The sequence below is a fragment of the Pantoea sp. Acro-807 genome, assembly GCF_011752675.1.
GTDB lineage: Bacteria > Pseudomonadota > Gammaproteobacteria > Enterobacterales > Enterobacteriaceae > Pantoea > Pantoea eucrina.
The window spans coordinates 135,328-147,612 of sequence record NZ_VWXE01000009.1; the positions used below are offsets into that span (position 1 = coordinate 135,328).

General features: G+C 54.6%; 15 protein-coding genes. 13 read left to right on the plus strand and 2 right to left on the minus strand.

The window, feature by feature from the left end; all coding sequences use genetic code 11:
• Positions 1-58 precede the first annotated feature (58 nt).
• Positions 59-1,963, minus strand: coding sequence for an ABC transporter ATP-binding protein (locus tag F3J39_RS17055; RefSeq protein ID WP_039380863.1), 1,905 nt, complete (start codon positions 1,961-1,963; stop codon positions 59-61).
• 115 nt (positions 1,964-2,078) lie between these two features.
• On the opposite strand from F3J39_RS17055, the gene kefG reads away from it, so the two are divergent.
• The 4 genes from kefG (at position 2,079) to slyD (ending at position 5,461) form a co-directional block, all read left to right on the plus strand.
• A complete protein-coding gene (gene kefG, locus F3J39_RS17060; RefSeq protein ID WP_039380859.1) occupies positions 2,079-2,630 on the plus strand; it encodes a glutathione-regulated potassium-efflux system ancillary protein KefG in 552 nt (183 codons plus the stop codon).
• Positions 2,630-4,432, plus strand: a complete 1,803-nt coding sequence (gene kefB / locus F3J39_RS17065; protein WP_094111211.1) for a glutathione-regulated potassium-efflux system protein KefB — start codon at positions 2,630-2,632, stop codon at positions 4,430-4,432. Before kefG ends, kefB begins: the two co-directional genes overlap by 1 nt.
• Positions 4,433-4,527: 95 nt before the next feature.
• Positions 4,528-4,722: a YheV family putative zinc ribbon protein gene (locus F3J39_RS17070; protein WP_039380854.1), complete on the plus strand. Its 195-nt coding sequence runs from the start codon at positions 4,528-4,530 to the stop codon at positions 4,720-4,722.
• A 196-nt stretch (positions 4,723-4,918) separates the two neighbouring features.
• On the plus strand, positions 4,919-5,461 hold the full coding sequence (gene slyD / locus F3J39_RS17075; RefSeq protein ID WP_104086026.1) for a peptidylprolyl isomerase: 543 nt from the start codon (positions 4,919-4,921) through the stop codon (positions 5,459-5,461).
• A gap of 62 nt (positions 5,462-5,523) precedes the next feature.
• Here slyD and F3J39_RS17080 read toward each other — a convergent pair whose 3' ends face one another.
• Positions 5,524-5,742 carry a protein SlyX gene (locus F3J39_RS17080; protein ID WP_039380849.1) on the minus strand — a complete coding sequence of 73 codons (219 nt, stop codon included), beginning with the start codon at positions 5,740-5,742 and terminating at the stop codon, positions 5,524-5,526.
• A gap of 279 nt (positions 5,743-6,021) precedes the next feature.
• On the opposite strand from F3J39_RS17080, the gene fkpA reads away from it, so the two are divergent.
• The 9 genes from fkpA to F3J39_RS17125 all read left to right on the plus strand — a co-directional run.
• A complete protein-coding gene (gene fkpA / locus F3J39_RS17085) occupies positions 6,022-6,852 on the plus strand; it encodes an FKBP-type peptidyl-prolyl cis-trans isomerase (RefSeq protein ID WP_104086027.1) in 831 nt (276 codons plus the stop codon).
• Positions 6,853-7,044: 192 nt separating this feature from the next.
• Positions 7,045-7,767 (plus strand): transcriptional regulator, encoded by a 723-nt coding sequence (locus F3J39_RS17090; protein ID WP_065648594.1) that lies wholly within the window; start codon positions 7,045-7,047, stop codon positions 7,765-7,767.
• Positions 7,767-8,153: a sulfurtransferase complex subunit TusD gene (gene tusD / locus F3J39_RS17095; RefSeq protein ID WP_108570293.1), complete on the plus strand. Its 387-nt coding sequence runs from the start codon at positions 7,767-7,769 to the stop codon at positions 8,151-8,153. Before F3J39_RS17090 ends, tusD begins: the two co-directional genes overlap by 1 nt.
• Positions 8,153-8,512 carry a sulfurtransferase complex subunit TusC gene (gene tusC / locus F3J39_RS17100; protein WP_039380838.1) on the plus strand — a complete coding sequence of 120 codons (360 nt, stop codon included), beginning with the start codon at positions 8,153-8,155 and terminating at the stop codon, positions 8,510-8,512. Before tusD ends, tusC begins: the two co-directional genes overlap by 1 nt.
• Before the next feature lie 9 nt (positions 8,513-8,521).
• Entirely contained in the window at positions 8,522-8,809 is a 288-nt protein-coding gene (gene tusB / locus F3J39_RS17105) for a sulfurtransferase complex subunit TusB (protein ID WP_166714465.1), read from the plus strand.
• Positions 8,810-8,933: 124 nt separating this feature from the next.
• Positions 8,934-9,308 carry a 30S ribosomal protein S12 gene (gene rpsL / locus F3J39_RS17110; RefSeq protein ID WP_010616440.1) on the plus strand — a complete coding sequence of 125 codons (375 nt, stop codon included), beginning with the start codon at positions 8,934-8,936 and terminating at the stop codon, positions 9,306-9,308.
• Between the two features lie 96 nt (positions 9,309-9,404).
• Positions 9,405-9,875, plus strand: coding sequence for a 30S ribosomal protein S7 (gene rpsG, locus F3J39_RS17115; RefSeq protein ID WP_007886246.1), 471 nt, complete (start codon positions 9,405-9,407; stop codon positions 9,873-9,875).
• A gap of 93 nt (positions 9,876-9,968) precedes the next feature.
• The gene (gene fusA / locus F3J39_RS17120; protein ID WP_039380834.1) at positions 9,969-12,083 is read left to right on the plus strand and encodes an elongation factor G; all 2,115 of its coding nucleotides are present in this window, start codon (positions 9,969-9,971) and stop codon (positions 12,081-12,083) included.
• Between the two features lie 69 nt (positions 12,084-12,152).
• The coding region (locus F3J39_RS17125; protein WP_233207462.1) for a GTP-binding protein at positions 12,153-12,285 on the plus strand (133 nt) is incomplete at its 3' end.

A 12,285-nucleotide genomic window follows, 5' to 3' on the forward strand; every position in this document is an offset into this window, starting at 1 on the left:
ATGAATGCCAACCCTGCAGAAGAGATAAAAGCTGCAGGGTCGGCATAGATGCTGGCCGCTAATTCGCCAGCATCTGCTCCAGCTGCTCCTGCGCATCCAGCCACGCCATTTCGACGTCTTCCAGCGCCGATTTGCTCTCCGCCTGGCGCTGCAGGGCGGCGGTTAAATCGGCTTTGCGGCTTTGATCGTAAATCGCGCTGTCGGCCAGCAGGGCTTCAGCCTCGCTCAGCTGACTCTGCCACTTAGCCATCTGCTTCTCCAGCTTCTCAATCTCTTTGCGCAGCGGCTGCGTCTGCGCGCGCAGCTCAGCATCACGACGCTTCTGATCTTTGCGCGACTGAGCGCTATTGGCATTATCCTGCTTTGGTGCGGCATCCTGCTGCGCCTGCTGCTTTTGCAGGTCGCTCAGCCACTGCTGATAATCATCCAGATCGCCGGCAAACACGTCCACTTTGCGGTCGTGGACCAGATAGAGATCGTCAGTGGTGGAGCGCAGCAGATGCCGGTCATGCGACACCACCACCAGCGCGCCTTCAAAGTCGATAAGCGCTTCGGTCAGCGCCTGACGCATGTCGAGATCGAGATGGTTAGTTGGCTCATCCAGCAGCAGCAGGTTAGGACGCTGCCAGACGATGAGCGCCAGCACCAGGCGCGCTTTTTCGCCGCCGGAAAAACGCGCGGTGGCTTCGCTGACTTTATCGCCCTGAAAGCCAAAACCGCCCAGGTAATCGCGCAGCTGCTGCTCCAGTACGGCTGGCGCGATACGCGCCAGATGCTGCAGCGGTGACTCCTCGGCGCGCAGATACTCAAGCTGGTGCTGCGCGAAGTAGCCGAGCTTAATGCCTTTCGCCAGACCCACTTTGCCCTCCAGCGGATCGATCTCTCCCGCCAGCAGCTTGATCAGCGTAGATTTACCCGCACCGTTTCGGCCCAGCAGACCAATACGCGAGCCCGGCACCAGATTGAGCTTGATCGCGTCAAGAATAATGCGATCGCCATAACCCGCCGTGACCTTCTCCATTTTCAGCAGCGGATTGGGCAGGCTTTCCGGCGCGCGGAAGCTGAAGCTGAACGGGTTATCCACGTGCGCTGGCGCAATCAGCTCCATGCGCTCCAGCATTTTGATGCGGCTCTGCGCCTGTTTGGCTTTGGTCGCCTGGGCACGGAAGCGATCGATATACTTCTGCAGGTGCGCGACTTTTTCCTGCTGGCTTTGATAGAGCGCCTGCTGCTGCGCCAGTTTAGCGACGCGCTGTCGCTCGAAAGAGCTGTAGTTGCCGGTATATTCAATCAGCATCTGCTGCTCAATATGAATAATTTTATCCACGACCGGATCGAGAAAGTCGCGGTCGTGTGAGATCAGAATCAGCGTGCCCTCATAGCTTTTCAGCCAGCGCTCCAGCCAGATCACGGCGTCAAGATCGAGGTGGTTAGTCGGCTCATCCAGCAGCAGTAAATCGGAGCGGCACACCAGCGCCTGCGCCAGGTTGAGACGCATGCGCCAGCCGCCGGAGAAGTCGCTGACCGGCCGCATCAGCTGCTCCTGACTAAAGCCCAGACCGTGCAGCAGACTGGCCGCGCGCGCGTGTATACTCCACGCCTGAATCGCATCCAGCTTGCCGTGCAGCAGTGCAATCGCGTTGCCATCATCGCGCGCGTTGGCATCCGCTAATTCAGATTCAAGCTGACGATATTCGCGGTCGCCGTCGATAACATATTCCAGCGCGGCTTTACTCAGCGCTGGCGTCTCCTGGTTGACCCACGCCAGCGCCCAGCTGCCGGGGAAGGTGACGCTGCCGGCATCGCTGCTGATTTCACCTTTAAGCAGCGACAGCAGGGTGGATTTGCCGCAGCCGTTTTTACCCACCAGGCCCACTTTCTGGCCGGGGTTAATGGTTGCGGTTGCGTTGTCCAGCAGCACAGTGGTGCCGCGTCGTATCTGTAGTGCGGAAAAGACAATCATAGGCGCCGTGTCGTCAGAATATGGTAATTTATCGGCAACATAATTCGATAATGTTTAGTTGCGTTGAGCATGGTAGCGGAATTCCGCTGCGGTGACGACGCTTTGGAGGGGAAGGATGTCGCAGCCACCAAAAGTTTTGCTGCTTTACGCCCATCCGGAGTCACAGGATTCGATCGCCAATCGGGTTTTGCTGCAGTCGGCCAGGGAACTTGAACACGTCACCGTGCACGATTTATATGCGCACTATCCGGATTTTTTTATAGATATTCACTATGAACAGCAACTGCTGCGCGACCATGAGATCGTCGTATTTCAGCATCCGCTCTATACCTACAGCTGTCCTGCCCTGCTGAAAGAGTGGCTGGATCGCGTACTGTCGCGTGGTTTTGCCAGCGGCGTGGATGGGAACGCGCTGGAGGGGAAATACTGGCGCAGCGTAGTGACCACCGGTGAGCCTGAAGCGGCCTACCATCACGACGGCCTGAACCGCTATCCGATGAGCGATATTATGCGGCCATTTGAGCTGACGGCGCAGATGTGCCGTATGCACTGGATGACACCGATGGTGATTCACTGGGCGCGGCGGCAGACGCCTGAAACGCTGCGTCATTTTGCCCGCGCCTACGGCGACTGGCTCGCGTCACCACTGCCGCAGGGAGGAGTGTAATGCAAGGTGAAACGTTACTGACAGCGGGCGTCATCTATCTGGTGGCGGCGGTGCTGGTGGTGCCTGTTGCTGCCCGGCTGGGAATTGGTGCCGTGCTGGGTTATCTGCTCGCAGGTATTGCGATCGGCCCGTGGGGGCTGGGCTTTATCAGCGATGTGGATGAGATCCTGCACTTCTCCGAGCTGGGCGTCGTGTTTCTGATGTTTATCATTGGCCTGGAGCTGAATCCAGCCAAACTCTGGTCACTGCGACGCTCAATTTTCGGCGTCGGCGCGGCGCAGGTGATATTTTCTGCGGCGATCCTCGGTGTGCTGCTCTGGCTAAGTGACTTCAGCTGGCAGGCGGCCGTGATAGGCGGTATCGGTCTGGCTATGTCCTCTACGGCTATGGCGCTGCAGCTGATGCGCGATAAAGGAATGAACCGCAGCGAATCAGGACAGCTGGGCTTTTCGGTGCTGCTGTTTCAGGATCTGGCGGTGATCCCGGCGCTGGCGCTGGTGCCGTTACTCTCCGGCGGCGACAGCGGGCACGTTGACTGGCTTAAAGTTGCGATGAAAGTGCTGGCCTTTGCCGGCATGCTGGTGGGCGGTCGTTATTTACTGCGCCCTATTTTGCGCTTTATTGCCGCTTCCGGCGTCAGAGAAGTGTTTACCGCCGCCTCGCTGCTGCTGGTACTGGGCTCGGCGCTATTTATGGATGCGCTGGGCCTGTCGATGGCGCTGGGCACCTTTATCGCCGGGATCCTGCTGGCGGAGAGCGAGTACCGGCACGAACTTGAAGTGGCTATCGAGCCGTTCAAAGGGTTGCTGCTGGGCCTGTTCTTTATCTCTGTTGGTATGGCGCTGAACCTTGGCGTGCTCTATACGCATATCGTGGCTATTTTGATCGGCGTACTGGCGCTGGTGGCGATAAAAGCGCTGGTGCTCTACGTGCTGGCGCGCATTTACGGTCTGCGCAGTTCAGAGCGTCTGCAGTTTGCCGGTGTGCTCAGCCAGGGCGGCGAATTTGCGTTTGTCCTGTTCTCCGCCGCGTCATCCGCCCATCTGTTCAGCGGCGATCAGCTGCCGCTGCTGCTGGTCACGGTGACCCTCTCGATGATGACAACCCCGCTGCTGATGCAGGGCGTGGATAAGATTCTGGCCCGTCGCTTTAATGACAAAGACGACAGTGATGAGAAGCCCTTTGTTGAGGACGATCAGCCGCAGGTTATTGTGGTGGGTTTTGGCCGCTTTGGGCAGGTGGTAGGGCGTCTGCTGATGGCTAACAACAAGCGCATCACGGTGCTGGAGCGGGATATCTCTGCGGTCAGCCTGATGCGCAAGTATGGCTATAAAGTTTACTACGGTGACGCCACCGAGCTGGAGCTGTTGCGGGCCGCAGGCGCAGAGAATGCGCAATCTATTGTTATTACCTGCAGCGATCCCGAAGATGCCATGACCATTGTGCACCTCTGCCAGCACCATTTTCCGCAGCTGGAGATTCTGGCGCGGGCGCGCGGGCGCGTCGAGGCGCACGAACTGCTGCAGGCAGGCGTCACGCTATTCTCCCGTGAAACGTTCTCCAGTGCGCTGGAGCTTGGTCGCAAGGCGCTGATCTCTCTTGGCATGCATCCTCATCAGGCGCAGCGTGCGCAGCAGCATTTCCGCCGGCTGGATATGCGCATGCTGCGTGAGCTGATGCCAGGCCATGATGACAGCGTGCAGGTCTCCCGCGTGCGTGAAGCGCGACGCGAACTGGAGGATATCTTCCAGCGCGAGATGCAGCATGAAAAGCGGCAGATAAATGGCTGGGATGATGAGTAAGCCGGCAGCCTGGGCTATTCAGGGCCATCGCTGCAATTTGCGGTGTGCAGGGTATACACTTAAGGTTTCCGTGAACAACAGGCGGGCAGGAAAAAATGCGTAAACGTTTTATCGCCGGTGCGGTCTGTCCGCACTGTCAGGAAAAAGACACCCTGGCCATGTGGCGCGAAAACAGTGTCGATGTGGTGGAATGCGTAAAATGCGGACATCAGATGCGCGAGGCCGATAAGCAGGCGCGCGATCAGATCCGCAGTAATGAGCAGGTGATCGGCATTTTTCATCCCGAGTAGCGTGCCGGCACAGCTTTTTTTACGCTTAGACTTACAGTGGTGTTGAATTCCGTTACAATCGGCGCCACTAATGCTGAATGGTCTGCATATTCTGCAGGATAAAATCTGTTCAGCTTTAAACCTTTCTGGTTGGTTATTGCACGCAAAAATAGACCAATGAGACGGGATCCTTAGTTCTCAACGGTTAGGAGATATCATGAAAGTAGCAAAAGACCTGGTGGTGAGCCTGGCGTATCAGGTTCGTACCGAAGATGGCGTGTTGGTTGACGAGTCACCGGTAAGTGCACCGTTAGACTATCTGCACGGTCATGGTTCCCTGATTTCTGGTCTGGAAAAAGCGCTGGAAAATCACGCGGTCGGCGACAAGTTTGACGTGCATATCCCGGCAAACGACGCTTATGGCCAGTATGATGACAATCTGGTACAGCGCGTACCTAAAGATGTCTTCATGGGTGTGGATGAGCTGCAGGTTGGCATGCGCTTCCTGGCAGAAACCGACCAGGGCCCGGTGCCGGTTGAAATCACTGAAGTAGAAGATGAGCACGTTGTGGTTGATGGTAACCATATGCTGGCTGGTCAGAACCTGAACTTCAACGTGGAAGTGGTTGCTATCCGCGAAGCCACGGAAGAAGAGCTGGCGCACGGCCACGTGCATGGCGCAGATGGTCATCATCACGACCACGATCACGACCACGACCACGACCATGGTCACGGCGGCGGTTGCGGCTGCAACCACTAAGCGTTGCCGGTACAAAAAGGCCACCTGCGGGTGGCCTTTCTGTTTTCTGCTGCCGGCAGGTGTTAATAATGCGGCGGAGGTGTCTCTTCCGACGGCGAAGCAACCATCGAGGGCGCTGCCGCTTTAACTTTGTCGACCAGCAAGCGGACATGTTCCCGCAGCCTGCTCATCTCCAGTTCATGTTCGACCACCGTCTGATTAAGCTGCTCAATGGTGTCTTCCTGAAAAGCCAGCTTGCTCTCCAGCGCTTCAAGGCGCCGATCCCAGTCTGTCTGTTGCATCGTTACTCCTCCTGTCATCGTACTGCGCATTGATATGAACCGGCGTGATTCTACGGCCTTTACGGTCAGAATCACCTGATATTTACCCGGCGTTTATCTCCTGCCATTGAATTTACCCGCAGCGCCTACATCTCAGATGAAACTTCCTGAAGCAAAAAAGGTCGGAGGTTAACCGGGTAATTACACTGCGGGAGTGTTCGTTACTGCCGCGTAAAGTTATAGTGTGGACCACTGTCCGCAATGATTCCCGAGGTTTGAAGCTTCGGTTTTGGAGAAAGGATGAAATCACTGTTTAAAGTCACATTGTTAGCTACCACTATGGCTGTCGCACTTAATGCACCGCTGGCGATGGCAGCAGAAACCGCTGCAGCTCCGGCTGACGCGGCGCAGGCTGCGCCACAGGCACCAAAAAATGCTGCTTTCAAAAACGAAGATCAGCAATCTGCCTATGCACTGGGTGCTTCGCTGGGTCGCTACATGGACAACTCTCTGAAGGAACAGGAGAAACTGGGCATCAAACTGGACAAAGATCAGCTGATTGCTGGTGTTCAGGACGCGTTTGGCGGTAAAAGCAAACTCTCTGACCAGGAGATCGAACAGACTCTGCAGGCCTTTGAAGGTCGCGTGAAGGGTGCTGCTCAGGCGAAGCTGGAAAAAGATGCAAAAGAGAATGCTGACAAAGGCAGCGCTTTTGCTGAAAAATTCGCGAAAGAGAAGGGCGTGAAGAAGACCGAATCTGGTCTGCTCTATCAGGTTGAGAAAGAGGGCAGCGGCGCCGCACCTAAAGATAGCGACACTGTTGTGGTCAACTACAAAGGTACGCTGATCGACGGCACCGAGTTTGATAACTCTTACACCCGTGGCGAACCGCTCTCTTTCCGTCTGGATGGCGTCATTCCGGGCTGGACTGAAGGCCTGAAGCACGTGAAAAAAGGTGGCAAGATCAAACTGGTGATCCCGCCGAACCTCGCCTACGGCAAAAATGGCGTACCGGGTATTCCGGCTAACTCCACGCTGGTGTTTGATGTTGAACTGCTGGATATCAAAGCAGCACCAAAAGCGGATGAAAAAGCACAGGCTCCGGCCGCTGCTGAGAAAAAAGCACAGTAATCGCTCTGTTCTGCCGCCTTCGGGCGGCAGTTCCCTCTGCATTCCCCCGCACGTTCAATTCCTGCTGCATATGTGCAAAGCTCTGGCTAAAGCGGACGACATTTGCCAGACTAACGCCTGCATAATGATCATAAGATGAGTCTGCCCCAATGCTGTCGCGACAGGCTCCAGCCACGTAGGGTAATGTCTTCGATGTCTAATCCATTTAATCCCGGTGAACTGACTGACTTCGATTTACTGGAGCAGCGCCCTTTTGAGCAAGCAGATTACGATATTCTCAAATCTTACGAGGCAGTGGTCGACGGTCTGGCGATGCTGATTGGCTCGCACTGCGAAATCGTGCTGCACTCGCTGGAAGATCTGAAATGTTCAGCTGTGCGTATTGCTAACGGCGAACATACGGGGCGCAAAGTCGGATCGCCGATTACCGATCTGGCGCTGCGCATGCTGCATGATATGCATGGCGCTGACAGCAATGTCTCCCGCGCCTACTTTACGCGCGCCAAAAGCGGTGTCCTGATGAAATCGGTCACCATTGCTATTCGTAATCGCCAGCAGCGCGTCATTGGTTTGCTCTGCATCAATATGAATCTGGATGTACCGTTCTCGCAAATCATGTCAACCTTTATGCCGCCAGAGATGCAGCAGGTCGACTCAAGCGTAAACTTTGCCAGTTCGGTAGAAGATCTGGTGATGCAGACGCTGGAGTTCACCATTGAAGAGGTCAGCGCGGATCGCAACGTCTCTAACAACGCCAAGAACCGGCAGATCGTGCTTAATCTGTATGAGAAAGGCATTTTTGACATCAAGGATGCCATCAATCAGGTTGCCGCCCGTCTGAATATCTCGAGGCATACGGTCTATCTCTACATACGTCAGTTTAAGAACGGCGATTTTCAGGGGCAGGATCGCTGATGCGCTATACCCTGCTGGTGACCGGGCCGGCTTACGGCACCCAGAACGCGACCAGCGCGCTGCTGTTTGCCCGCGCGCTGATTGCTGCAGGCCACGTGCTGGAGAGCATATTTTTTTACCGTGAAGGTGTGCTGAACGCCAGTGAGCTGAGCGCACCTGCCAGTGACGAAGCTGACATTGTGCGCAGCTGGCAGCAGCTGCACGACGCCTGCGGTGTCGCGCTTAATGTCTGCGTGGCTGCCGCGCTGCGGCGTGGCATTACCGATCGGCAGGAGGCCGCGCGTTTGCAGCTGGCGGGCAGCAATCTGCAGCCGGGTTTTGAACTCAGCGGTCTGGGTGCACTGGCTGAAGCGGCGCTCAGCTGCGATCGTCTGGTGCAATTCTGATGAACCGCGTTGCGTTCCTCTTTACCCGCGCGCCACACGGCAGCAGTGCCGGCAGGGAAGGGCTGGATGCCGTTCTGGCTACCGGCGCGCTGAGCGAAGATGTTGGCCTCTTTTTTATCGGCGACGGTGTGCTGCAGCTGACTGAGCAGCAGCAGCCGAAAACTATACTGGCGCGCGACTATATCGCCACCTTTGGTGTGCTGGCGCTTTATGATATTGAGCAGTGCTATATCTGTCAGCATTCGCTACTGGCGCGCGGAGTGAGCCTGAGCGCAGAGCGCGTGTTAACAGCCCAGGTGCTGGAGAGTGACGCATTACGCCAGACGCTTGCCTCCTTCGATCGCATTATCTGTTTTTGAGAAACTGCCATGCTTTATACGCTGATGAACTCCCCCTGGCAGTGTGATATCGAAACGCTGCTGCTGCTGCTGCGCCCGGAGGATGACCTGCTGCTGCTGCAGGATGGGGTTACCGGCGCGCTGCAGGGCAGCACAATGCTGGCCCGGCTCAGCGCGGCACCGGCCACGCTATGGGTGCTGGAAGAGGATGTTATCGCACGCGGATTATCTGCTCAAATTTCAACCAGCGTTGCCCGTCTGGACTATACTGGATTCGTTGCGCTGACGGTAAAGCATCAACAGCAAGTGGCCTGGTAAACGCGAAAACCTGGTTATTTCTTGACACCCTATAGGCACAGCCCTAAAATTCTGCCTCCTCGTAGAAATGCGAGGTGATTTATTACGTGTTTACGAAGCAAAAGCTAAATCCAGGAGCTATTTAATGGCAACAGTTAACCAGCTGGTTCGCAAACCACGCGTTCGTCAGGTTGCTAAAAGCAACGTGCCAGCGCTGGAAGCTTGCCCGCAAAAACGTGGTGTTTGTACTCGTGTCTACACCACTACCCCGAAAAAACCAAACTCAGCACTGCGTAAAGTTTGCCGTGTGCGTTTGACTAACGGTTTTGAAGTTACCTCCTACATCGGTGGTGAAGGTCATAACCTGCAGGAACACTCCGTGATCCTGATCCGTGGCGGTCGTGTTAAAGACCTGCCAGGTGTGCGTTACCACACCGTTCGTGGCGCGCTGGACTGCTCAGGTGTTAAAGACCGTAAGCAGGCTCGCTCCAAGTATGGCGTGAAGAAGCCAAAGGCTTAATGGTTCTCCGTTAAGTAAGGCCAAACGTTTTAACTTTAATGTCAAAATAAACTCGTAGAGTTTTGGACAATCCTGAATTAACAACGGAGTATTTCCATGCCACGTCGTCGCGTCATTGGTCAGCGTAAAATTCTGCCGGATCCTAAGTTCGGATCAGAGCTGCTGGCTAAATTTGTAAATATCCTGATGGTAGATGGTAAAAAATCTACTGCTGAATCAATCGTCTATACCGCACTTGATACCCTGGCTCAACGTGCTGGTAAAGACGGTCTGGAAGCTTTCGAAGTTGCACTCGAAAACGTACGTCCGACTGTCGAAGTGAAGTCACGTCGCGTTGGTGGTTCAACTTACCAGGTTCCAGTTGAAGTCCGTCCGGTTCGTCGTAATGCTCTGGCAATGCGTTGGATCGTTGAAGCTGCTCGTAAACGCGGTGATAAATCAATGGCTCTTCGCCTGGCGAACGAACTTTCTGACGCTGCAGAGAACAAAGGTACTGCAGTTAAGAAACGTGAAGACGTTCACCGTATGGCTGAAGCCAACAAGGCGTTCGCACACTACCGCTGGTAACAGCAAGGTAGTTGTTATTAACCCAGCGGGCGTCCCAGTGGCTTACCTGCTGGGCTTTTTTAACTATGAACGTCTCAGAATCAGAGGAATCAAATGGCTCGTAAAACACCCATTGAGCGCTATCGTAACATCGGTATCAGTGCTCACATCGACGCCGGTAAAACTACCACTACCGAACGTGTTCTGTTCTACACCGGTGTAAACCATAAAATCGGTGAAGTACATGACGGCGCCGCAACCATGGACTGGATGGAGCAGGAACAGGAACGTGGTATTACCATCACTTCCGCTGCGACCACCTGTTACTGGTCTGGTATGGCTAAGCAGTTCGAGCCACACCACGTCAACATCATCGACACCCCGGGACACGTTGACTTCACCATCGAAGTAGAGCGCTCTATGCGTGTGCTTGATGGCGCAGTTATGGTTTACTGTGCGGTTGGTGGTGTTCAGCCACAGTCTGAAACCGTATGGCGTCAGGCTAACAAATATAAAGTTCCACGCATCGCGTTCGTTAACAAAATGGACCGCATGGGTGCTAACTTCCTGAAAGTTGTTGATCAGATGAAAGTGCGTCTGGGTGCAAACCCGGTTCCACTTCAGCTGGCAATCGGCGCAGAAGAGAAATTCACCGGTGTTGTTGACCTGGTGAAAATGAAAGCCATCAACTGGAACGATGAAGATCAGGGCGTTACCTTCGTTTACGAAGATATCCCGGCTGATATGCAGGATCTGGCTGATGAATGGCGTGCGAAGCTGGTTGAATCTGCAGCTGAAGGTTCTGACGAGCTGATGGAGAAATTCTTCGGCGGCGAAGAGCTGACTGAAGAAGAGATCAAAACGTCTCTGCGTAAGCGCGTTCTGAACAACGAAATCATCCTGGTAACCTGTGGTTCTGCATTTAAGAACAAAGGTGTTCAGGCGATGCTGGATGCGGTAGTTGAATACCTGCCAGCACCGACTGACGTTACCGCGATCAACGGTATGCTGGACGACGGTAAAGACACACCGGCTGAGCGTCACTCTGACGACAACGAGCCGTTTGCTGCGCTGGCGTTCAAAATCGCAACCGACCCGTTTGTTGGTAACCTGACCTTCTTCCGCGTTTACTCTGGCGTGGTTAACACCGGTGATACCGTGTTCAACCCGGTCAAGTCAAACCGTGAGCGTCTGGGCCGTATCGTTCAGATGCACGCTAACAAGCGTGAAGAGATCAAAGAAGTTCGTGCGGGCGACATCGCTGCTGCGATCGGCCTGAAAGATGTGACCACCGGTGACACCCTGTGTGACCCGGATAACGTCATCATCCTTGAGCGCATGGAGTTCCCGGAGCCGGTAATCTCTATCGCCGTTGAGCCGAAAACCAAAGCTGACCAGGAAAAAATGGGTCTGGCTCTGGGTCGTCTGGCGAAAGAAGACCCATCATTCCGCGTATGGACTGATGAAGAGTCTAACCAGACCATCATCGCTGGTATGGGTGAGCTGCACCTCGACATCATCGTTGACCGCATGAAGCGTGAATTCAACGTTGAAGCGAACATCGGTAAACCTCAGGTTGCGTATCGCGAAGCGATCCGCTCTAAAGTTACCGGTATTGAAGGTAAACACGCCAAGCAGTCTGGTGGTCGTGGTCAGTATGGTCATGTTGTTATCGACATGTACCCACTGGAGCCGGGTTCAAACCCGAAAGGCTACGAATTTGTTAACGACATTAAAGGTGGTGTGATTCCTGGCGAATACATCCCTGCCGTTGATAAAGGTATCCAGGAGCAGCTGAAGTCTGGTCCACTGGCGGGTTACCCGGTAGTTGATCTGGGCGTGCGTCTGCACTTCGGTTCTTACCATGACGTTGACTCCTCAGAGCTGGCGTTTAAACTGGCTGCTTCTCTTGCGTTTAAAGACGGCTTTAAGAAAGCAACCCCGGTTCTGCTTGAGCCAATCATGAAGGTTGAAGTAGAAACGCCAGAAGAGAACACCGGTGACGTTATCGGTGACCTGAGCCGCCGTCGTGGTATGCTTAAAGGTCAGGAATCTAACGCTACCGGCGTTCAGATTCACGCTGAAGTCCCGCTTTCCGAAATGTTCGGTTATGCAACTCAGCTGCGTTCACTGACAAAAGGCCGTGCTTCTTACTCCATGGAGTTCCTGAAGTACGATGATGCGCCGAACAACGTCGCTCAGGCCGTTATTGAAGCTCGTGGCAAATAAGGCTACGGTTTAAAAATTGTTAACTGATGCCTTCATCAATGATGAAGGCATAACGTAAGGATTATCGCCATGGCGAAAGAGCAATTTCAGCGTAACAAACTGCACGTAAACGTGGGCACCATCGGTCACGTTGACCACGGTAAAACCACCCTGACTGCAGCAATCACCACCGTTCTGGCTAAAACCAACGGCGGCCAGGCGC

Excerpts from the sequence above, each read along its gene's own strand:
- F3J39_RS17090 (WP_065648594.1), top strand. The coding sequence starts at position 7,045 with ATGTCTAATCCATTTAATCCCGGTGAACTGACTGACTTCGATTTACTG.
- slyD (WP_104086026.1), top strand. The coding sequence starts at position 4,919 with ATGAAAGTAGCAAAAGACCTGGTGGTGAGCCTGGCGTATCAGGTTCGT.
- rpsG (WP_007886246.1), top strand. The coding sequence starts at position 9,405 with ATGCCACGTCGTCGCGTCATTGGTCAGCGTAAAATTCTGCCGGATCCT.
- tusC (WP_039380838.1), top strand. The coding sequence starts at position 8,153 with ATGAACCGCGTTGCGTTCCTCTTTACCCGCGCGCCACACGGCAGCAGT.
- tusB (WP_166714465.1), top strand. The coding sequence starts at position 8,522 with ATGCTTTATACGCTGATGAACTCCCCCTGGCAGTGTGATATCGAAACG.
- kefB (WP_094111211.1), top strand. The coding sequence starts at position 2,630 with ATGCAAGGTGAAACGTTACTGACAGCGGGCGTCATCTATCTGGTGGCG.
- F3J39_RS17070 (WP_039380854.1), top strand. The coding sequence starts at position 4,528 with ATGCGTAAACGTTTTATCGCCGGTGCGGTCTGTCCGCACTGTCAGGAA.
- F3J39_RS17080 (WP_039380849.1), bottom strand. The coding sequence starts at position 5,742 with ATGCAACAGACAGACTGGGATCGGCGCCTTGAAGCGCTGGAGAGCAAG.
- fkpA (WP_104086027.1), top strand. The coding sequence starts at position 6,022 with ATGAAATCACTGTTTAAAGTCACATTGTTAGCTACCACTATGGCTGTC.
- fusA (WP_039380834.1), top strand. The coding sequence starts at position 9,969 with ATGGCTCGTAAAACACCCATTGAGCGCTATCGTAACATCGGTATCAGT.
- rpsL (WP_010616440.1), top strand. The coding sequence starts at position 8,934 with ATGGCAACAGTTAACCAGCTGGTTCGCAAACCACGCGTTCGTCAGGTT.
- tusD (WP_108570293.1), top strand. The coding sequence starts at position 7,767 with ATGCGCTATACCCTGCTGGTGACCGGGCCGGCTTACGGCACCCAGAAC.
- F3J39_RS17055 (WP_039380863.1), bottom strand. The coding sequence starts at position 1,963 with ATGATTGTCTTTTCCGCACTACAGATACGACGCGGCACCACTGTGCTG.
- kefG (WP_039380859.1), top strand. The coding sequence starts at position 2,079 with ATGTCGCAGCCACCAAAAGTTTTGCTGCTTTACGCCCATCCGGAGTCA.